This window comes from Lysinibacillus sp. NPDC097279 (assembly GCF_044761745.1).
In the GTDB taxonomy this organism is placed as follows: domain Bacteria; phylum Bacillota; class Bacilli; order Bacillales_A; family Planococcaceae; genus Lysinibacillus.
On the sequence record NZ_JBIWDA010000002.1, the window covers coordinates 532,826 to 553,647 of the forward strand.

Consider the following 20,822-nt stretch of genomic DNA (forward strand, 5'->3'; position numbering starts at 1 on the left):
TTAATAATACTGTTTATTTGAAATTAATTAAATACTAAGAATCTACTAATAATTAATAAAATTGCTCATTTATATACTTTCCTCAATAAATATCAACATTGAAAAGTTTTAAACCGTAGTGATTTGCGATAGGCTGTCACTTTCGGCTCACTAAAATGTTTATCCTTCTACTTAAAATTTTTATATATTGGTTCTTATAAAAAATTATGATTGAAGCAGTAGCACTATTAAGTAAAGGTTTGGAAAATGGGCGATATGTAGTAGACTATGCATACAACTGAGTGAACCAGTCCAAAGAAAGCATAAAAAGACAGGAAGAAAAAACTAGAATTCGGTAATCTTTAGACAAGGAGTGAGAGCATTTGAGTTTGAGTTGGATTGAGTCGATTCAAAAGGCAATAAATTATATAGAAGAGCATTTACAAGAAACGATTACAATGGAGCAAATTGCAAACGAAGTGAATGCATCTGTTTTTCATTTTCAACGAACATTTTCTATTTTAACGGATATGTCAATTGCAGATTATATTCGACGAAGAAGGTTGACATTAGCAGCACAGGAGTTAATTAATACTGACATCAAAGTAATCGATCTCGCCTTCCAATATGGCTACGACTCTCCTGAAGCTTTTACAAAAGCATTTCGAAAGCAACATAATGTAACACCGAGTGAAGCACGAAAACAGCAAGGACCATTACAATCATATAACCGCCTCGTAATCCAGGTGAGTCTGAAGGGAGCAGAACCAATGAAATATAATATTGTAGAAAAAGAGAAGTTCCAAGTTGTAGGAATGAAAAGAACGTATAATTGCCAAAATGGCGAGAATTTGCAGGGCATACCTCTATTTTGGGATGAAGTGAATCGTCAAGGAATAGACGAGCAATTATTTGCACTGAATGACGGACAAATTAAAGGGGTACTTGGTGTTTGTGTTCCTGACGAAAACTACAAAGAAAATAATTTAATGGATTATTGGATTGGGACAGATCACATAGGGGATGTTCCAGAAAATTTATTAGCGATGGAAGTGCCAGCATCGAAATGGGTTGTGTTTGAAGTACATGGTCCGATGCCAGATGCGATGCAAAATGCATGGAAGCAAATTTTCTCTGAATGGTTCCCATCCAATCCGTATGAGCCTGCTGGTACAGCAGAATTAGAGGTTTATACGGAGGAGGACCCATCAAGCGAAAATCTTTATTCGGAAATTTGGATCCCGATTAAGTAAAAGTACCCGTGGAGTGTCAGGCACGCAAACAATTAGTGGACTTTTTACAAAAATAGCACAAAACAAAAGCCGCAACATACCACGCATTAGCGTGGGTTGCGGCTTTCATGTGTGCCCGTGGCAGTGTCAGGCACGCAAACAATTCTGAAAACAAAACACCTATAAAAAATTATTGCGTAAATTAAAAACTTTGTGGAAAAGTCTAGCATCTCTCCCCATTTTACTGTTTGTGTTCATATGTGCTAATAAACATTGCTGAAACAATTCATCGCAGTTTTTTGTTCTACCGTATCTTGAATAACATTCATCATGCTTTTTACAGCAAGAATCAACAGCATTTGTTGGTGAACCAGGTCCTGAACATCCAGGTCCGCAATATTTATAGCCAGGATAACAAAATCTTAATCTTCTATTCCTCTTCACCATGGTCACCTCTTTTCAAAATAGTCTACATACTATAAAATATGTTGTCTTAATTTTTGAAAAGGGATGAAAAACTAATAGAAACACTAAAAAGATAGGGAGAGAATTTCACCATCATTTGGCACTACTATGGAATGCTCTAACTGATGCTCCCTTAGGAATGTCGAAAGTTGCGCTCTACTTAATTTGCAATGATTGATGGTTTCTAGATGTACAACAACAAGCTTAGTTTTTGGTGATATATGGGCAATATTTACAACATCTTTGCGGGTCATTGTGATCACAGTGCCCCATATCATTTCTGCCTCTGATGCATTTAAAATCGCTATATCAGGCTTTAAATCTTTGAATGCCTGTTCAATTGCGGGTGTAAAAATACAATCACTAACAATATAAACAGAGCCGTCTGTTACAGTACTTAAGAAAAAGCCAGAAACTTTTCCTAGTAATTTGCCAGTAAGGCCAGGTGCATGGGGCCCCTCAACACGTCTTATCTGAATCCCTTCCCATTCATAACAATCTTCTACTCGTATTACCTTTTTGAAACCTGCAGACTGCACCGCAGCGACATCTTTTGGCTGACAAAAGACAGGAATGTGTTTGTTAAGGATGGACATAGCTTTTTTATCCCAGTGGTCAAAATGACGATGTGTTAATAGTATTGCATCAATATCCTCAAAAATGTTCAACGCAACAGGTAATGGGGTTAATGGATTTTTACGATAGTTTCGAGTAAAGGGCACGGGTGCAAGTTCATCGACCTCGCTTAACATCGGATCAATTAATATTCGTTTATTGTTTAAAGTTAGAATGGATGTGGCGTGTCGAATATGATGAAATGAAATGGGCATAAAAGAACTCCTTATAATAATGTAGTCATGTAAGTAGTAAATACATATTTTATTCATTTTATCACATTATGGTATTCGTATTTGCCTGATAATAATTAGCGCAGGGTCATGGAAATGTTTTTTTATTGTTTGAACAAGAAACTACCATTTTACATAAATCGTTAAAATTATGAAATCCTACAGTTAAGGTTTTTGTAAGCTAATCAAAAAACTGCTGTAAGGTTGCGTAGCTATAATAGCCAAGACGAATGAAATTAAAGTAGTAAAAATAAGGAGTTGTACAGCATGAATCCATCCGTTTCGCAAAAAGAAAGAATTATAGCCTTAGATATTATTCGTGGTTTAGCATTGTTTGGGATTTTATTTATTAATGTAGGTGCCTACCAATTGATAGTTGAGGGCGTAGCGTTGCCTCCATATAGTAAATTCAATAGTATAATTGATACGCTTATTGATATTTTCATTGAGAAAAAATTCTTTTCCATTTTTTCATTTCTTTTCGGTGTTGGTTTTTATATTTTTGCTTCCCGTGCTGAAGCAAGAGGTGATAAGCCTCGGTTGCGTTTCGCAAGACGTTTACTAGCGCTATTTGTTATTGGGGTTGTTCATATCTTTATTTTCTGGGGCTCCATTTTGTCTATATATGCAGTCATTGGTCTTTTCTTATTACCATTTTATCGGGCGAAGATTTCCACAATTCGCAACTGGCTTTTTGGCATTATTGCTGTATATATTATCAGCATACTAGGACAAATGTTTTGGCCGAACTTACGTATCCTTTCATCGGTTTTTAATATATTCGGAAATGATATCTTAACTATTTTTATTATGTTTTTAACAGGTTTTCTAGTTGCAAAAGCAGACTGGATAAGCAACGTAAGACAGCATGCTAAACAAATAAAAACGGTGCTCTATGTAACTTTTCCTATAGTTATCGCTATATCTAGTTGGATTTGGATTGCATCTCAAAATGAGGATCCGAAACTTCATTTACTATTAGGTTTAGGCGTAGTCCCGACTACGTACTTTTATTTAGCTTGTTTATTCCTTGTTTTAGAAAATAGAAAAATAGTAACTTTTTTAAAGCCGATTGGTCGTGTCGGACAAATGGCATTCACAAATTATATTGCTCAAAGTTTTATAGGGTTAGCTATTATCGCTCTATTGGGGCTTGAAGTGCCCTCGACTTCCTATATTGTCATTATAGCCATGATGATTTTTATAATACAAATCCTCTTTAGTGTCATTTGGTTTAAGTTTTTTAAAATAGGACCATTGGAAAAAATGTGGAGATGGATGACATACGGAAAAAACATACCAACAAAATAATGATTTTAACGTCAGAGCACCATTGCTTTGGCGTTTTTTAATCGGAATAGTATTGTGAAATATAGAATAATAGCAAAGTAGAATTGCAAATAAGAAGAACTTGATATGCGATATCGAAAAATAAATATAGCTTTTACTTTTGAAAATATTCAACTCCAATATTAATAGGTAATCAATAATGCTTGTTTTTTTAAACTATTTTGAAAAAATGGAAACTATGCTAAACTTAGCATTAAGTGAATAGCAAATGCAGAATAAAGGTGCTCTTTTAAGAGCTTAATAGGGAATTCGGTGCAAATCCGAAGCTGTTTCCGCAACTGTATGTGTAGATGACCCCAGAAAATACCACTGTCAAACGAGGAAAAATGCCTCAAGTAGATGGGAAGGTTCTGAATAGGGTACACGAGCCAGGAGACCTGCCTTTATTTTATCGTATTAAATCTCTTCGGAAGCTAGGAGAACTTACGGCAAATAGACGAACAGGCAAATAGTATTTGAAGCCGTTTTCTGTTTTCCTTAGATGCTCTCTCTTTTATTAGAGAAGCATTTTTTTTATTTTCTAGTTATTGCAAGCGCATTCACCTATAAAATAATTGGGGGGAAAGAAATGGGCTTTTATAAAAAATGGTTGAATATAGCGATTGTCTTTATCTTATCATTTTCGTTATTATCACCAGTCGCATTCGCTGAGACGCAGCAAAATGATACAAGTGAGTTAGAAACAAATTCTACTATTCAATCTAATGAAGAATCATTAGAGAAAGAAATGACCGAGCAAACGGAAAGTGAACTATCACCTATTACCAGTAATGATAGTGCGACGATACTTAATAATACTGAACCTAAAGGTTATGTGACGGTTTCCGTAGAGAAGTTTACGTTGGGGCAGGGCTACATAAAGGAACCTGTTCGTGTTCCTTTTTATGAAGGGGATAATATAGCTAAAGTTATAGTTAACCTGTTAGGAGAAGGCAATTATGACATTACAGGTTCTGTAGAAGAAAGCTTCTACTTATCAGGTATCTTTGATCCTAATCCTGGAGAAGTGAGCGTCCCAAAATACATTCTTGATGAATCTGGGCCAGTTAATGGAAGAATAGAATCCGACTGGTTAAATCAAATGGATTATACAACTATGTCAGGTTGGATGGTAGCTGTAAATAATAACTTTATTCCTCGTGGAGCTTCTGAATGGTTCCCAGAAGATGGTGATATCGTTAGATGGCAGTTTACAGTATGGGGATATGGAGCAGATTTAGGTGGGGGCTTAGAGGGAAGTAGTTTAATTACTCCAGCGAATAAAGATGAGTTAACAGCGAAAATTGCTGAAATTAATAGCTCACCAAATAAAAACGAAATTTTAGCAAATGAACGAGTAAAGTCTACTTATGACGCCGCATATGTGCAGCTTAAAAATATGGAGAGTAGTCAAACAAATGTAGATGCAGCACTTACTCATCTAAATGCTGCTTTAAATGGAGAAGGGGAAGAAATCGTTAAAGCTGATAAAACAGCTTTGCAAACAGCGGTTCAACAAGCTGAACAAACAAAAGCATCTGTGAAAGTAAGTTTAGATGGAAAAGATGTAGCCCCTACTGATTATTGGGTTACTCAAGCTGAATTAGATGCATATGCAAATGAAATTATAGAAGCACAAGAACTAATCGCAGATGAAAATGCCAGTCAAGAAGAAATAGATGCGAAAGTTTTAGCACTAAATCAAGCTACAAATGCATTTAGTAAAAAACCTGGTTTACAAACAGATATTACTAGCACAGTGAAATTTACTGTTGCACCAAAAGCTGTGATACTAAAGCTTTATAATACGAATGAGCAAGAAATAAACTTAGGCTCTGGTGTTGAAGGAACATACAATGTTTATACAGCAACTATACCAGTAGGAAGTTATCGCTACGAAGGATTTGATAGCAATCATAACAGTGTTGGCGGTGGTCAGCTAACAGTAAAAGCAGAATCAAATCAAGAATTTCAATTCCGCCAGCTTAATTTTAAAGCTAGTAATACAAGTTGGAATGTTGATAGTGATTACTCTGTAAAAGTTGGGCAAGAAATACCGAACGAGACGTCATTAAAACTAGGGAATGTAACTACACAAGGACAGACTCCAGTATTAGCTCTTGTAGGGGAAAAAATCTACTATACGTTTGAGCCAGATGCAAAGCATACACAATATGTTCCATTTAGTAATAGCACTACTGTATCACTTTCGGCCTCAGCTCAAACAATTAGTGCAGCTATTCCGTTTTCTGGGGATGTTAAGTTTACAGTCCCTGAAGATGCTGAATTATTTGTAGGGAAAAAAATCAAACACTTTATTGCATTTGAAGAAGTCCTGCCTGAAGGGGTAGCCGTGATTAACTCGGATGGTACAAAAACTTTTTCTTTCAAGTTAATAAACAATGGTGATTATAACTACCGAGTTAGCCAAGCAGGAAAACTTACAAATGTAGGTACATTTAAAGCAAATGCTCAAAATGCATCATTGGCAATTACAAAACAACAGCTCTCAGTTCAATCGCCAACAGCAATTTTAAATAAAGGAACATATCTTGAAGGTAATATTTATTTAAATATCAATGAGCAAAATCATTTGAAGTTAAACCAAGGAGATAGCTTCAATTTACTAACATTACGTAGCTGGCAAGCATTAATAGAAGGAATTAACAACTATTTCTTTGAGCCTGATTTTCATTTTGAAATCATAACAGGTGATGATGTAATTCAAATTGATCCTGGTAAGCCAGGAAGTTATTCGACAGTCAAAGCATTGAAAAATGGTACAGCTGTTGTAAAAGTGACGTATGACGCATTGAAGGTTAATGGTTCTGGATACATTAGTGATGCAAATGATGCATTCAGTGCTATTTGGCCAGAAAATGTTGGTCTCTTTGTTGTGACTGTGGGTCAAGGTGACACAGGTATTATTACAGGTATAGAAAGTAACAAAGAACGTAATCAAAAAGTTAATGAAGGTAAAAATGGTGGCGACCTTTTAAACTTACAAAACGGTGTATTTGATGCTGATATCGATAGTGTCTACTATGTTCAAGGTGAACAGGGAGCATATTACACTTTCACTCCAACTTCTGGAAGCTCAGTAAGCGTTTTACGTCCAGAAATTAATCATAGTCTAGGGACAGCATCCTATGGAAATGGTGAATTTTCAACAGAGGGTGTTCAATCTAGTGAAAATGGTTCTTTCACAATTTTATTAACTGAAGGACGTAATATAGTTAAGGTTGAAAAAGATGGAAAAGCTGAATATCACGTGATGACAGCACGTCCGCTTGATGTAACAATTGAAAACTTAACAGCTGCAAATGAAAAAATAGTACCTGGAAATAAAGTAAAAGTTACTTTAAAAGGTTTGTCTTTCCCAGCGAATAAACTTTCTGGTATTTATAACTTCCAAGGTCAGCTGAGATTTTTCGCGGGTCCTGAAAATACACTTGTTTCGGGCGATGCAAGACAATACAATATGGCAACGCAGGCAAACAGTGTTACATTTACAATTCCACAAGGACATGAAGGTGAATACAAGTTACGTGATGGACATATTCGTCTGAGTTTTTATGGAAGTCCAATAGGTGAACATCATAATATTAACCCTATAACTGGAACTAGCCCTAATCTTAATGCTTTAGCTCGAGAAGGTTACTACAGCATCTTCCCTGAAATCACAATAATCGCAGATGAACAAGCAGTGATTGATAAATCAGTATTACAAAGTGCCATTGAGAAAGCAGAACAAAACAAGGGCTCTGTAAAAATAAGTACCGATGGGAAAAATATAGACCCTGCTGATTTTTGGGTTACTCAAGCTGTACAAGATGCCTATACAAATATAATTATTTCTGCCCAACAACTAATAGCAGATAATACAGCGGAACAAGATAGTATTGATGCGAAAGTTTTAGCACTAAATCAGGCCACAGCGATATTTAATGAAGCGAAAAAAGTTGGAATAAAATCTACTGCGGATACAACAACTTTAAAGGCTTATAAAACTGTTGGTCAATACATGGTAGATAAACTACCTAACCCTAAATTTAATAATGAGTGGTGGATAATTTCATTAGCTCGCGGAGGCTATGAAGTACCTAAAGAATATTACGAAACGTATTATCAAAATGTAGTTGACCATGTTGTTGCCAAAAATGGCGTACTAGATAAACGAAAATATACAGAATACTCACGTTTAATTATTGCCCTTACTGCTATTGGTAAAGACCCAACAAATGTCGGTGGTTATAACTTAGTTGAAAAATTGTCTGATTTTGACCAAGTAATTTGGCAAGGTGTAAATGGTGCGTATTTTGGATTAATTGCTCTTAACACATGGAACTTTGAGCTACCAAAAACAGCTACAACAACGCCTGAAAAGCTTATGGAGCACATTTTAAACAAGCAATTAGCTGATGGCGGCTGGGCTTTATCAGGAACGAAGTCTGATCCAGATATGACAGCTATGGCTATACAAGCACTAGCTCCATACTATAACAACAATTCAAAAGTTAAGATAGCTGTTAATAATGCATTAGATACGTTGGCTGCTATGCAATTAGAGAATGGTGGCTATAAATCATGGGGTATGGAAAATGTTGAAAGCGCTGCTCAGGTTGTTACTGCCCTTTCGAGCATAGGCATTGATGCGAATAAAGATCCTCGCTTTAATAAAGTAATTGCTAATATTATGACTTATTACAGTCCTGAAGATGGTGGCTTTAAACACGATTTAAATGAAAAGCAAGCAAACGGCATGGCTACCGAGCAGGTTGGCTATACATTAGCAGCCTATCATCGTCTGCTAAACGGTCAAACAGCACTTTATGATACGTCCGATACCAAGGCTAATAATCCATCTAACCCAGGAGAAGGAGGGAACCCGTCTAACCCAGGAGAAGGAGAAAACCCTTCAAACCCAGGAGAAGGTGGAAATCCATCTAACCCAGGGGGAAGTATCCCAAGTGGTCATGCAACATTTTTAATTAGAATTTCTTCTTCCGAGATTCCATTAAGAACAACTACTGTTCAACTAAATACTGGAGATACAGTATTCGATGCATTAAAACGTGTGACAACTGAAAATGGTATCGATTTAAGCTATCGAGAAACACAATATGGCACATATATTGATGGTATTGCGGGTCTTTATGAATTTGACCGCGGCCCTTTAAGTGGTTGGATGTATCGTGTAAATGGTCAATTCCCTTCTTATTCTGCAGGACTCTATAAATTATCATCTGGGGATTCTGTGGAATGGCTATACACACTTGATTTAGGTAAAGATATCGGTGGATACGTTGATGGTATCGAAAGTGGAGGTAAAGATGAAGGTGAAGAAAATAAAGAATGTAAAGAGAAAGAAACAGATAAATGTAAAGAAGAAGTAAAATGTAAAGCCGATGATAAACAATGTACTGAAGAAACAGAAAAAGATAATAAAGACGATGATGCAGTGTCTGAAGAAACAAATAAAGATAGTTCATTAGCTGAGATTACTATTGAAGATGGTAGTAACAAAGCAATTATTAAATCTGAAAATATTCAAGATTATATTAAAAAGAACATTCAAAAGGTAGTTATCCAAAGCAAACAGAATTTCAAGTTAGAAGTCCCTACTTCAATCTTTAATAGCATAAAACTTGCTGAAAATGAGGAGATAACAGTCGAAGTAACAAGGGATACTAAAAACAAAAAATTCTCTGTTGCATTCGGTATTGAGTCTACTAACGGTAAAACAAAGTCCATTACTTTAGGAAAAGAATATTTGAAAGTGACACTATTAGATAACGAAATCAACTCTAATACTGTCATTTTACAGCTAGTTGATGGGGAATATAAACCTGTTCCACATAAAATAGTAAATGGTGAAATTGTTCTGTTTACAAAAACTAGTGGTACATTCGTATTAACAGAAAATACAGTAACATTTAAAGACATTGCACAGTTAGCTAACAAAGAAGAAATAGAATTTTTAGCGAGTCGTCACGTAATCCAAGGAACTACACCAGAGACGTTTGAGCCAAATAAACCAATTACGCGTGCCCAATTCGCAGTATTAATTAGCCGCGCTCTAGGTTTACAAACTATAGGTGAAAATCCATTTAATGATACAAAAGGCAAATGGTATGAGGCTGATATTCAAGCCCTATACGAGGCAGGTATTACAAAAGGATCAACTGCTTCAACATTTAAACCTGATGCGCCAATAACACGTCAACAAGCAGCTGCATTTATGGCACGTATTCTAGAATATTTAAATAGTGATGTGAAGACCGCAGAAGAGATTAATTTCAATGATGCTAGTCATATTAGCGCTGAATACTTACCTTATATTAAGCTATTAAATAGCCTTGATATAATGACAGGTAAGCTGGATGGTTCATTTGACCCTAGCTCTCCAATTACACGTGGACAAACAGCGAAAATTTTAAAACGTACGTTAAATATCTCAGGCATTATGTAAATTTCTTCACTAACCCAAATGCATTTTGTATTTGGGTTAGTACCCTTTTATCGATGGAGGTTCTCTAATGAAAAGAATATCTAAGTTTATACTGGTACTTGTTTTGTTGCTTACTATGGCAGCACCAGTCTCCGCACAGCAAGCATCAACATTGGATAGTTATAAAATAACTGGTCAGTTTTTAGTTAACAAAGCACCTAACCCCGCTTTTGGTGATGAGTGGTTTGTTATTGCACTTGCAAGGGGAGAATACAATGTTCCAAAAGGCTATTTTGAAAAATATTATGAAAACGTCGAGAAGCATGTAAAATCTGTAAAAGGAGAATTACACAACCGTAAATATACAGAATACTCACGTTTAATTATTGCACTTACTGCTATTGGAAAAGACCCTACTAATGTCGGTGGCTACAATTTAGTCGAAAAATTGAGCGACTTTGATAAAGTTGTATGGCAAGGTCCGAATGGGGCTTTTTTTGCACTAATTGCTTTAGATACGTGGAGCTTTGAGCTTTCCAAAACAGCAACAACTACACGAGAAAAACTTATCCAGCATATTTTATCAAAGCAATTGCCTGACGGCGGTTGGGATTTATCTGGTGTGAAAGCTGATCCAGATATGACAGCTATGGCTATTCAAGCGCTTTCCACTTATAAAGATAGATCAGATGTGAAGGTTTCTATTAATAAAGCACTGGATGCTTTAAAAAACTTGCAAGGAGCTAATGGTAGTTATCAAAGCTGGGGTACTACAAATTTAGAAAGTGTTGCCCAGGTAATTACAGCACTTGCTAGCTTAAATATTGATGCGAACAAAGACCAACGCTTTAATAAGCTATTTACAAGCTTTTTTACGTTTTACAATGCCCAAGATGGTGGATTTAAACATGTTTTAACTGAATCAGTAGCCAATGGTATGGCAACAGAGCAGGCCTCTTATACATTGGCAGCATATAACCGTCTGCTTTTAAGCAAAACAAAGCTATATGATACATCTGATAAAAAGCCAAATAATACGTCAACGCCAGGCAAGCCAAACCAGCCTACAGCTCCTTCGACTAAGGTAAGTTTTAAGGATATTCAATCGCATTGGGCGAAGTCTGATATTGAAGCTGCAGTAGACAAAGGCTTATTAAAAGGTTATGAAGACAATACATTCAAACCAGATAACAATTTAACTCGTGTACAAGCGGTATCAATTTTAGTACGCGCTCTTCATCTGACAAGTTCCGGAAATGCACCATTCACGGACATAAACTCATATAATACTGAAACAAAACAAGAAATTGCTGCTGCTTACGAGGCAAATTTATTAATAGTTAAGTCAAATAAATTTCTACCTGCCTCACCAATTACTCGTGAGGAATTAGCAATAATTCTAGCAAATGCTTATACACATAAAACAGGAAATCCGTATGTATCCAATGTAATGGCACCTTTAAATGATATTGCGAAGTTATCAAAGGAATCGCAACAAGCAATTACATTCTTATATGATTTTGGAATTGCGCAAGGCTCCAATGGTGCGTATAATCCAAAAAACTTTATAACTCGCGCCCATGCGTCTAAAATGTATGTCAATTTCTTAAAGGTTGTCGAAGAGTAATATGAAAATAAAATTACCCTTATTACTATTATTATTGCTCACTTTCTTTTTAACCGCATGTAATATTCAAACGGTAGAGAAATTTGAACAAATGCAAGAGCAGGAACGGAGTGTTGAACCCCATTCTAATACTGAACAACAAGAAGTATTAGATGAAACACCTTCAGCTGACGAAGAGAAACAAGCTGAAATGAAGTCAGGAATTGATGAGAACTCCAAAAATGAGAAAAAGCAGGACAAGTCTAAGGAAGAAGTACAGCAAGACAACCAAGAAGTAGTGGAACAACCAAAAAAGGAAGCTGAGAAAAAGCAAGAAGTCACTACAACTCCAAATACAAGAACTGAACAAGCAGCTACTAATAAAACGGACGATAAAGAAAAAACAAACACAGTTACACCGCCAAATGAAGTTCAACAACAACCAGTTTCACAAAAACGCACTGTAACTATTGCGATTCGCGTTGATACATTACTAAAGCATTGGGATATGTTAGATGCTAATCTCCAAAGTGAGAAATACGTACCTAAGAATGGAATTATTTTGAAGCCAACAACATACGAGCTGCTTTCAGAAAAGGATACTGTTTGGGATGTATTACAGCGTGCAACGAAGGAATATAAAATTCAGATGGAGTTCCAAGGAGCAAACGAAAATATTTATAATAGTGTCTATGTAGAGGGGATTAATCATTTATATGAATTTAGTGCGGGAGAATTAAGTGGTTGGATGTATAAAGTAAACGGAGTTTATCCTAATTATGGCTGCAGTCAGTACGTATTAAAGGATGGCGATGTAATTGAATGGCACTACACGGTTGATTTAGGACGCGATTTAGGAAATCGTTGGGATGGTAACTAATGAAGACATTTGAGACATATCATCCTATTGTTCTTTTTTCTTTTTTTGCCGCTACTATTGGCTTATCCATGTTTTTTATGCATCCAGTCTATTTAGCTATTACAATTTTCTTTGCGATAAGCTTAAATTTAGCTTTGCACAGGCAGCTTTTTTTTAAGGATTGGAAAATATATGTACCTTTGTTTTTCATAATGGCGATTATTAACCCTCTGATCAGCCATAATGGTCAACTTGTATTACTTTATATAAATGGCAATCCACTTACGTTAGAGGCAATCACATATGGTATCGCAATATCTACAATGATTGTTTCTATTATGCTGTGGTTTAGCTGTTATAATACCCTAATGACGTCAGATAAGTTTATTTATTTATTTGGAAAAGTGTCTCCAGTAATCTCATTAACATTGTCGATTTCATTGCGATTAGTGCCACGTTTTAGGCGGCAATTAAAGCAAATTGTCCTAGCGCAAAAAGTAATCGGAATGGATTATACGGCAGGCTCTCTATGGCATCGCATCAAATGTATAATTCGTATTTTATCTATTTTAATTACTTGGGCGTTAGAAAATGCTATTGATACTGCTGATTCAATGAAAGCTCGTGGCTATGGTGTGACTAAGCGGACTGCGTTTTCTATTTTTATTTTTGAACGTAGAGATGGCTATGTTTTGGCAATAATTATATTGCTCTTTAGTTGTAATATAGTGGCGAGTTTCATAGGTACAACAACATTTTATTTTTATCCAACTTTCGGAATAGTTAAATGGGATACTACAAGTATCTTGTTTTATATGAGCTATTGCATTCTACTCGCTATTCCATTAGCAATCGAAATAAGGGGGGCCTTAAAGTGGCGATCGTTAAAATCGACAATGTAAGTTTTACTTACCCTAATGAAGCAAATCCTATATTAAAAAATATTAACTTAAATATTCAGCAAGGTGAATTTATCGTGCTAATAGGACAATCAGGTTGTGGAAAAAGTACTTTGCTCCGCCATTTTAAACGCGATTTGCGACCGCATGGTTCAATGACAGGTAATATTTTTTATAAAGATTGTGACTTAGAACAGTTAACTGCTGAAGTGGCTGCAGCGGATATAGGCTATGTATTTCAAAATCCTGATAACCAGATTGTTACTGATAAAGTTTGGCATGAGCTTGCCTTTGGACTTGAAAGCTTAGGTGTCGATACCTCAACAATTCGCAGGAAAGTAGCTGAAATGGCAAACTTCTTTGGTATTCAAAAATGGTTCCATCATAAAACGACTGAGCTTTCAGGCGGCCAAAAGCAACTTTTAAATTTAGCATCCATAATGGTTATGCAGCCGAAGCTACTACTGTTAGATGAACCCACATCGCAACTAGATCCAATAGCTGCATTGGAGTTTATCCAAACACTGCATCGTTTAAATAGAGAATTAGGTATTACAATTATATTAATTGAGCATCGTCTAGAAGAAGTGTTACCCCTTGCGGATCGAGTATTTATTATGGATGAAGGAAGTATATTGTTTGACGGTCCACCTAAGGAAATTTTAAATTCTCTCCCAGAGAAACACGCCATGATAACGGCATTACCAGCGGCTACTAAAATTTTTCACTTATTGAATGGTTCAGGGCATATTCCACTTACTATTCGCGAGGGCCAACGTTGGCTTCAGAGCCAGCAATACACTTCTGCTCAGTTGCTTACTATTCCGACAAAATCGCAACATAAAACAGAGATTGTTTTAGAGGCAAACGACGTTGCGTTTCGTTATGAAAAGAAAGATCTTGATATTGTTCATCATTTTAATTTACAAGTGAGGGAAGGAGAATTTTTAACTATAATAGGAGGGAATGGAACAGGGAAATCTACAGTTCTTTCTATTTTATCTGGACTACAAAAGCCTTATCATGGCAAAGTGATGTTATTAAATAAAGCTTTGAAAAAATATAGTAATCATCAATTGTATCACCAATATTTGACTTTACTACCCCAAGATCCAAAAACACTATTTGTACAAAAAACTGTACAACAAGAGTTAGATGATATGGTGCGTTTACATAAGGTTACAGATAAAAAAGTTCAGGAAACTATCCAATTGTTTCGATTAACTCATTTATTAAATCGACATCCATATGATTTAAGTGGGGGAGAACAGCAAAAACTAGCTCTCGCAAAACTTTTGTTAATAGAACCTAAAATTCTGTTGCTAGATGAGCCGACAAAGGGGCTGGATGCACATGCAAAAGAAGAACTCGCAGATTTATTAAAAGGTTTACAAGCTAAAGGTATGACAATTATTATGGTGACGCATGATATTGAATTTTCTGCACAACACAGCAATAGATGCGCTCTATTTTTTGACGGTAGTATTGTATCTGAGGGTGAACCGCGCGCGTTTTACAGTGGAAATAATTTTTATACGACTGCTGCTCATCGAATATCAAGAGATTTATTGAGCAATGCCATTACATGTGAGGATGTAGTAACTCTATGCAAAAAAACATACGTATAATTATTTCATTCATTGTTATTTTTATTTTAATTCCAATAACATTACTTGCTGGTATTACGGTAATGGCTGACCGAAAATATTATTTTATTTCGTTGGTTATTATGATTTTGGCGTGTATTCCATTTTTTCTATCTTTTGAACGTAGAAAGCCTCAGCCGCGTGAAATTTTAATCATTGCAGTAATGTCTGCTATATCTGTGGCAGGACGTGCCTTATTTATAGTTACCCCTGGCTTTAAACCTGTTGCAGCTATTACAGCTATTACTGGTTTTTCACTCGGAGCAGAAGCGGGTTTTTTAACAGGGGCTATTTCTGCACTAGTATCGAATATGTTTTTTGGACAAGGTCCTTGGACACCGTTCCAAATGTTTATGTGGGGAATGATTGGGTTTATTGCGGGCTTGTTAGGTAAAACAGGCGTAATGCATAAAAAAATCCCTCTTATTATATTTGGTATTTCAGCGGGTGTATTTTTTTCGTTTGGAATGGATATTTGGGGGACTGTATCCATATATGGTGTTTTCAGCTGGGAGGCTTACTCACTGGCATTAACTTCAGCAGTTCCATTTACAATAATTTATGCTATTTCTAATGTGATTTTTCTACTTTTATTAACTAAACCGATTACCGAAAAACTAGAGCGGATAAAAAATAAATATGGAATATTACAATAGACTTCTATTTCTCTTTTTTACTAGCTGTCCCTTAAGTAAAAATCCACTTAGCTTTCCATATACGTAGGAGGCTAAGTGGATTTTTTAGTTTATTAATCGCTCCACCCTTTACAAACATCAATCCATTGCTGGTAAGGTGTATATGCTTCTAGTTCCTGAATGGTAAGTTCAATTGCAGAATTGCTGCTACCACAGGCAGGGAATACCGTTGCGAAACGTTTGAGCGACTCATCTAAGTAAATAGCAACCCCTTCATTGATACCGAACGGGCAAACTCCTCCGATATCATGACCAATCCGTTCATTGACTTCTTCCTTAGCCAGCATTTTAGCTTTCGTTCCAAATACGACCTTATATTTTGCATTGTCAATTTTAGCATCGCCCGCAGCTACAATTAAAATAGCGCCGTCATTCACTAGAAAAGATAATGTTTTAGCGATACGCTCTGGTTCGCAGCCAAGTGCCTGTGCTGCCATTTCAACGGTTGCAGAGCTTTCACTCAATTCCTGTATTTTATGCTGTAAATTCCATTGTGCGAAATGTTCGCGTACTTTTTCAATTGCCATATGTAAAACCTCCTTGCAGTCTTCGTCTATTTTAACATAATTTTCAGAATTTAAGGCATCTAATTGCTAATATGAGAAAAGATAGAAAATTTGAAATTAAAATTCGAGAATATCTGATAAAATATAATATAAGGAAAAAAAGGAGGTATTTACATGGATTATCAACCTATTAGTTTAAGTGCAAAGTTATCAAAGTTTACTGAGCAGTGGTCTCCTAAAGTCATTGCTGAAATGAATGACTATCAGTTTAAGCTAGTCAAAATTCAAGGGGATTTTGTATGGCATCAACATCAAGAGACAGATGAAGTATTTATCGTACTGGATGGAGAGATGGTAATCGCATTTCGAGATGGTGAGGTCAAACTAGCTAAAGGAGAAATGTACGTCATACCAAAGGGCGTAGAGCATAAGCCTTTTGCTGAGAAGGAATGCCAAATAATGCTAGTGGAGCCTAGAGGCGTTGTCAATACAGGAGATACAAATAGCGAAATGACTGCTGAAAATGATGTTTGGATTTAAAGTGAAAAAACTTCGCTAACGGCTAAAGTGTATCGCCGATAAAGCGTCGGGAATCGCCGCTAGCTCGGAGCAAAACGCCGATAAAGCGTCGGGAATCGCCGCTAGCTCGGAATAAAACGCCGATAAACCCCCGGGAATCGCCGCTAGCTCGGAGTAAACCGCCGATAAAGCGTCGGGAATCGCCGCTAGCTCGGAGTAAACCGCCGATAAACCCTCGGGAATCGCCGCTAGCTCGGAGCAAAACGCCGATAAAGCGTCGGGAATCGCCGCTAGCTCGGAATAAAACGCCGATAAAGCGTCGGGAATCGCCGCTAGCTCGGAGTAAACCGCCGATAAAGCGTCGGGAATCGCCGCTAGCTCGGAGTAAACCGCCGATAAAGCGTCGGGAATCGCCGCTAGCTCGGAGCAAACCGCCGATAAAGCGTCGGGAATCGCCGCTAGCTCGGAATAAAACGCCGATAAAGCGTCGGGAATCGCCGCTAGCCAGGAGTAATCGCCGATACCCGTGGTCAAATCGCCACAAAAATTGGGCAAATCACCACTATAAGAACATATCAACCTCCATTGGAGTGAACGTATCGTATGGATAAAAATTTTAAAATTAGAAAAGCAGTCGCATCAGATGCAAAAGGAATAGCGAAAGTACATGTCGACAGTTGGAGAACAACATATGCTAACATCGTTCCCGATGAATACTTAACAAATTTATCGTACGAAAATCGAGAACAGAATTGGATAAAAAATATTTCAAATGATGCTGTATTTGTAGCGGAAAATAACGTAGGGCAAATTATTGGTTTTTCTTCGGGCGGTAAAGAAAGAAGCGGTAACTATATTGATTTCGAGGGTGAATTATATGCCATTTATCTTTTAAAAGAATTTCAAGGACAAGGTGTTGGGAGAGCACTTGTTACAGCAATCGTTGAAGAATTGAAAGGGCTGGGATTGCGTTCTATGCTTGTGCTTGTCTTGAAAGATAATCCTTCCCGTCATTTTTATGAAACACTTGGAGGGAAGATGATAGATACTGTTGAAATTCAGATTGCTGGCAAAAAACTCGCGGAACTCGTTTATGGTTGGGAAGATATTCGGAATATATTTTAATTCCCCATAAGAAATAATAAAATTATATGAAAAATATGGTAAAATATAAGTTTGGGAAGGTTGTATTTTATTGATAAAATTACCAAAAATAATTGCTGTATTTATACTAATATGCACAATTCTAACGCTTGCTTCCTGTACACAAACAGAGGAATCTCATAAAAAAGAAGATGTTGAAAGTATCGTTACATCTTTTGAACACCCTCAATCAAAGCAAAAGTATAAAATAATCAATGCCTTTAAACTTTATGACAACTATCAAGATAAGGTTGAAAGTAACCCAAACCAATCAAAACGAGAAATTTATCAAGATGAGGTTATTGAACCTATCTATAGTGATTGTTTTGACAAGGGCGAATATCTTCATATGGCACATTATGCACTAAACGTAGCGCCCGACCAATTAACAGAAAATCAATTATTGAGTAAAAAAATTGATAGGGAAGAAACAGAAAAGCTTATAAAAGAAGCTCTTTTCAAATCTTCATCTCTTATTCCATCCGAAAAAGAAATGACTGTATGTGTTTTTCCTGCCACTAATGTAAACGCTTATATGGTAACGGTGGGGGCGGGGAAGATCACAGTGCTATACAATAAAGATTATACAGAAGAGGATATAAGAATTGGCATATCTCACGAATATCATCATAGTATTTGGGCTGAGAAGTATGTGAAAAAAGGTATGCAATTCACGGTTTTGGATAACATGGTTTTGGAAGGGAAAGCAGTTATGTTTAGTAATTTAGTTTATCCTGATTATCCTAATGATTATGATAATATATTGTACTCTGCATACGACAAAGCTAACTGGTCAAAAGTTGTAGGAGATTTAAATAGTACTAACTTAAAGCGGTCACAAGAAATTAATTTTGGAGGGGATGACCTACCATATTCATATGGTTACAGTGAGGGCTATAAAATGGTTAAATCCTATCTTAAATTACACCCGAATGTAACGCCAGAGGAATGGACCGCCCTAACCGCAAAAGAAATTTTTGAAAAGGGCAATTACATCGAACATTATCAATGAGGGATGGAAGATGGAGAAAATACCTATAATAATTGCATTATTTAACCTACGATATATAACTATTAATTGTATTTATGGACTTTAATCGTCTAATCAGTAAATATATTGAGGGAGTGTCATACTTGAGGAATACAAGACTTTTCTTATTTACTGCAATTGTCGTTTTTTCATTATTTCCATGTCATGTAATGGCAACAAGTTGGGCATATCCTTTCGTTGTTTGGGACGATTATATTTATGTCATTAGTGATGAATATGTAGAAAAGATTAATAAGGAAATTGGAGAAGTCACGAAGTATTCAGATATGGAACAATATGAAGGCAACTTTTCAAATGTCTATCCAAAAGGGACGAAATATTATTCAATTGATGGGATAGATACAGACACTGCAATTGCAATCCACATAGGAAATGGTCTTTATATAAAAGCAATTAGAGAAGGCGAGTATACTTACCAAAAAAGTAACATCTACTATATCTATAGAGGTTTGGGAGCATTTGCGGTTTTAATTGTCGGATTTATTATCTTTATTCAAACTAGAAAAAATCATGCACAATAGGGGTACTCTTTAAAACTATGAGGAGGTATTACTTATGAAATATATGAAAGGCTTATATGTAACGCTTGCACTAATGATGCTAGTTATTTTGGTAAGCACAACAATATTTGATGATAAATATTCAGGGATATCGATGTTCATTTGTTTAGGCTTATTTTTAATTGGATCAACGTTTTTTATTAATGCCAAACAATTAAAAGAGAGAAAATAAATTGAGTTATGAAATTGTAACATTACCAGCCTATCGGACAGTAGGATTAAAATGGGAGGGGACATTTTCTGAAATTGTGCCGAATTTAAAAAACGTCATTCAACAAGTTAAAGACTGTGCTGATGAGGTAGGGAATAAGATCAACCCTCATGTTCTATTAGGTTTATCTTATCATGTGATTGAGAATGGATTCGTACATTACTCGGTGTATCAAGTGAGTGAAGAGCAGGAAATTCCTGCTGGCATGATTGAACTACGGGTTCCTGAATGGACGTATGTGAAGACGACACATTGCAAAGGGGAAGATGTTCAAAAAACCTATACGGATTTACATCAATGGTTATTCGATAGTGACTATACCGCATACAAAGAAGCTGGAGTAGTTTACTATGATCTTAACATGCCGATTAAGCATGAACATTATCCAGTTGACCATGACCCGAATCATCCGCATTTTGATATTTATATACCAATTGTAAAAAAATAATGGGCGCAATTCTCGAATACATAATTGTGCTCTTTCTTTATGTATTGAGCAAAATAATTAAACTATAGTTCACATTGTTCATGTTTATAATTACATAAAAGATGAGGTGTATAAAAATGTATAAATATAAGTATGTAGAAGCAAAGGTTGCTAGTTTATTAACAATGGAGAGTCATAGAGAATTAATCGATAAATATAGTAAAGAAGGCTGGAGATTTGTTGCTGCTATTCCTAAAAGTAGCGGGTCATATGGTCAGATTAAAGCAAATGATTTAGTTTTTGAAAAATATGAAGAAGAAGAATAGATTTCTTTTCTAGGAATTAATAATGTAGGTATACTCCAAAAAGGTTTTTTATGAAAAAAATGGTATAATT

General features: G+C 36.0%; 19 protein-coding genes and 1 riboswitch. Of the genes, 15 read left to right on the top strand and 4 right to left on the bottom strand.

Annotation, left to right across the window (positions count from 1 at the left end; genetic code table 11):
- Positions 1-368: 368 nt before the first annotated feature.
- Positions 369-1,232, top strand: a complete 864-nt coding sequence (locus ACIQ1H_RS12715) for an AraC family transcriptional regulator (protein WP_402889502.1) — start codon at positions 369-371, stop codon at positions 1,230-1,232.
- A gap of 159 nt (positions 1,233-1,391) precedes the next feature.
- Here ACIQ1H_RS12715 and ACIQ1H_RS12720 read toward each other — a convergent pair whose 3' ends face one another.
- Together ACIQ1H_RS12720 and ACIQ1H_RS12725 are read right to left on the bottom strand one after the other, a co-directional pair.
- Positions 1,392-1,658 (bottom strand): phospholipase A2 family protein, encoded by a 267-nt coding sequence (locus ACIQ1H_RS12720; protein WP_402889187.1) that lies wholly within the window; start codon positions 1,656-1,658, stop codon positions 1,392-1,394.
- Positions 1,659-1,741: 83 nt separating this feature from the next.
- On the bottom strand, positions 1,742-2,506 hold the full coding sequence (locus ACIQ1H_RS12725) for an MBL fold metallo-hydrolase (protein ID WP_402889189.1): 765 nt from the start codon (positions 2,504-2,506) through the stop codon (positions 1,742-1,744).
- Between the two features lie 285 nt (positions 2,507-2,791).
- On the opposite strand from ACIQ1H_RS12725, the gene ACIQ1H_RS12730 reads away from it, so the two are divergent.
- The 7 genes from ACIQ1H_RS12730 (at position 2,792) to ACIQ1H_RS12760 (ending at position 15,970) form a co-directional block, all read left to right on the top strand.
- The gene (locus ACIQ1H_RS12730) at positions 2,792-3,835 is read left to right on the top strand and encodes a DUF418 domain-containing protein (RefSeq protein WP_402889191.1); all 1,044 of its coding nucleotides are present in this window, start codon (positions 2,792-2,794) and stop codon (positions 3,833-3,835) included.
- A 241-nt stretch (positions 3,836-4,076) separates the two neighbouring features.
- A riboswitch (cobalamin riboswitch) is annotated at positions 4,077-4,273 on the top strand.
- 169 nt (positions 4,274-4,442) lie between these two features.
- On the top strand, positions 4,443-10,325 hold the full coding sequence (locus ACIQ1H_RS12735; RefSeq protein WP_402889193.1) for an S-layer homology domain-containing protein: 5,883 nt from the start codon (positions 4,443-4,445) through the stop codon (positions 10,323-10,325).
- Positions 10,326-10,392: 67 nt separating this feature from the next.
- Positions 10,393-11,931 carry an S-layer homology domain-containing protein gene (locus ACIQ1H_RS12740; RefSeq protein ID WP_402889195.1) on the top strand — a complete coding sequence of 513 codons (1,539 nt, stop codon included), beginning with the start codon at positions 10,393-10,395 and terminating at the stop codon, positions 11,929-11,931.
- 1 nt (position 11,932) lies between these two features.
- Positions 11,933-12,790 carry a DUF4430 domain-containing protein gene (locus ACIQ1H_RS12745; RefSeq protein WP_402889197.1) on the top strand — a complete coding sequence of 286 codons (858 nt, stop codon included), beginning with the start codon at positions 11,933-11,935 and terminating at the stop codon, positions 12,788-12,790.
- Complete coding sequence (locus ACIQ1H_RS12750; protein WP_402889199.1) at positions 12,790-13,671, top strand: energy-coupling factor transporter transmembrane component T; 882 nt, start codon at positions 12,790-12,792, stop codon at positions 13,669-13,671. The genes ACIQ1H_RS12745 and ACIQ1H_RS12750 overlap by 1 nt, the downstream gene beginning before the upstream one ends.
- Positions 13,644-15,296, top strand: a complete 1,653-nt coding sequence (locus ACIQ1H_RS12755) for an ABC transporter ATP-binding protein (protein WP_402889200.1) — start codon at positions 13,644-13,646, stop codon at positions 15,294-15,296. The genes ACIQ1H_RS12750 and ACIQ1H_RS12755 overlap by 28 nt, the downstream gene beginning before the upstream one ends.
- Complete coding sequence (locus ACIQ1H_RS12760; protein WP_402889201.1) at positions 15,275-15,970, top strand: ECF transporter S component; 696 nt, start codon at positions 15,275-15,277, stop codon at positions 15,968-15,970. The genes ACIQ1H_RS12755 and ACIQ1H_RS12760 overlap by 22 nt, the downstream gene beginning before the upstream one ends.
- Before the next feature lie 92 nt (positions 15,971-16,062).
- Here ACIQ1H_RS12760 and ACIQ1H_RS12765 read toward each other — a convergent pair whose 3' ends face one another.
- Positions 16,063-16,536 carry a YbaK/EbsC family protein gene (locus ACIQ1H_RS12765; protein ID WP_402889203.1) on the bottom strand — a complete coding sequence of 158 codons (474 nt, stop codon included), beginning with the start codon at positions 16,534-16,536 and terminating at the stop codon, positions 16,063-16,065.
- Between the two features lie 153 nt (positions 16,537-16,689).
- Here ACIQ1H_RS12765 and ACIQ1H_RS12770 point away from each other — a divergent pair, with 153 nt between their 5' ends.
- Entirely contained in the window at positions 16,690-17,055 is a 366-nt protein-coding gene (locus tag ACIQ1H_RS12770) for a cupin domain-containing protein (RefSeq protein ID WP_402889205.1), read from the top strand.
- Positions 17,056-17,070: 15 nt separating this feature from the next.
- Here the strand turns inward: ACIQ1H_RS12770 and ACIQ1H_RS12775 are convergent, their stop codons facing one another.
- Positions 17,071-17,613: a hypothetical protein gene (locus ACIQ1H_RS12775; protein WP_402889207.1), complete on the bottom strand. Its 543-nt coding sequence runs from the start codon at positions 17,611-17,613 to the stop codon at positions 17,071-17,073.
- 24 nt (positions 17,614-17,637) lie between these two features.
- Here ACIQ1H_RS12775 and ACIQ1H_RS12780 point away from each other — a divergent pair, with 24 nt between their 5' ends.
- The 6 genes from ACIQ1H_RS12780 (at position 17,638) to ACIQ1H_RS12805 (ending at position 20,752) form a co-directional block, all read left to right on the top strand.
- Positions 17,638-18,159: a GNAT family N-acetyltransferase gene (locus ACIQ1H_RS12780; RefSeq protein ID WP_402889209.1), complete on the top strand. Its 522-nt coding sequence runs from the start codon at positions 17,638-17,640 to the stop codon at positions 18,157-18,159.
- A gap of 73 nt (positions 18,160-18,232) precedes the next feature.
- A complete protein-coding gene (locus ACIQ1H_RS12785; RefSeq protein WP_483869771.1) occupies positions 18,233-19,189 on the top strand; it encodes a DUF2268 domain-containing putative Zn-dependent protease in 957 nt (318 codons plus the stop codon).
- A gap of 122 nt (positions 19,190-19,311) precedes the next feature.
- Positions 19,312-19,749, top strand: a complete 438-nt coding sequence (locus ACIQ1H_RS12790) for a hypothetical protein (protein WP_402889213.1) — start codon at positions 19,312-19,314, stop codon at positions 19,747-19,749.
- 34 nt (positions 19,750-19,783) lie between these two features.
- On the top strand, positions 19,784-19,960 hold the full coding sequence (locus ACIQ1H_RS12795; protein ID WP_402889215.1) for a hypothetical protein: 177 nt from the start codon (positions 19,784-19,786) through the stop codon (positions 19,958-19,960).
- Between the two features lies 1 nt (position 19,961).
- The gene (locus tag ACIQ1H_RS12800; RefSeq protein ID WP_402889217.1) at positions 19,962-20,447 is read left to right on the top strand and encodes a GyrI-like domain-containing protein; all 486 of its coding nucleotides are present in this window, start codon (positions 19,962-19,964) and stop codon (positions 20,445-20,447) included.
- A 116-nt stretch (positions 20,448-20,563) separates the two neighbouring features.
- Positions 20,564-20,752: a DUF4177 domain-containing protein gene (locus tag ACIQ1H_RS12805; protein ID WP_173478297.1), complete on the top strand. Its 189-nt coding sequence runs from the start codon at positions 20,564-20,566 to the stop codon at positions 20,750-20,752.
- Positions 20,753-20,822: the final 70 nt, after the last annotated feature.

Excerpts from the sequence above, each read along its gene's own strand:
- ACIQ1H_RS12720 (WP_402889187.1), bottom strand. The coding sequence starts at position 1,658 with ATGGTGAAGAGGAATAGAAGATTAAGATTTTGTTATCCTGGCTATAAA.
- ACIQ1H_RS12725 (WP_402889189.1), bottom strand. The coding sequence starts at position 2,506 with ATGCCCATTTCATTTCATCATATTCGACACGCCACATCCATTCTAACT.
- ACIQ1H_RS12730 (WP_402889191.1), top strand. The coding sequence starts at position 2,792 with ATGAATCCATCCGTTTCGCAAAAAGAAAGAATTATAGCCTTAGATATT.
- ACIQ1H_RS12735 (WP_402889193.1), top strand. The coding sequence starts at position 4,443 with ATGGGCTTTTATAAAAAATGGTTGAATATAGCGATTGTCTTTATCTTA.
- ACIQ1H_RS12740 (WP_402889195.1), top strand. The coding sequence starts at position 10,393 with ATGAAAAGAATATCTAAGTTTATACTGGTACTTGTTTTGTTGCTTACT.
- ACIQ1H_RS12745 (WP_402889197.1), top strand. The coding sequence starts at position 11,933 with ATGAAAATAAAATTACCCTTATTACTATTATTATTGCTCACTTTCTTT.
- ACIQ1H_RS12750 (WP_402889199.1), top strand. The coding sequence starts at position 12,790 with ATGAAGACATTTGAGACATATCATCCTATTGTTCTTTTTTCTTTTTTT.
- ACIQ1H_RS12760 (WP_402889201.1), top strand. The coding sequence starts at position 15,275 with ATGCAAAAAAACATACGTATAATTATTTCATTCATTGTTATTTTTATT.
- ACIQ1H_RS12765 (WP_402889203.1), bottom strand. The coding sequence starts at position 16,536 with ATGGCAATTGAAAAAGTACGCGAACATTTCGCACAATGGAATTTACAG.
- ACIQ1H_RS12770 (WP_402889205.1), top strand. The coding sequence starts at position 16,690 with ATGGATTATCAACCTATTAGTTTAAGTGCAAAGTTATCAAAGTTTACT.
- ACIQ1H_RS12780 (WP_402889209.1), top strand. The coding sequence starts at position 17,638 with ATGGATAAAAATTTTAAAATTAGAAAAGCAGTCGCATCAGATGCAAAA.
- ACIQ1H_RS12795 (WP_402889215.1), top strand. The coding sequence starts at position 19,784 with ATGAAATATATGAAAGGCTTATATGTAACGCTTGCACTAATGATGCTA.
- ACIQ1H_RS12805 (WP_173478297.1), top strand. The coding sequence starts at position 20,564 with ATGTATAAATATAAGTATGTAGAAGCAAAGGTTGCTAGTTTATTAACA.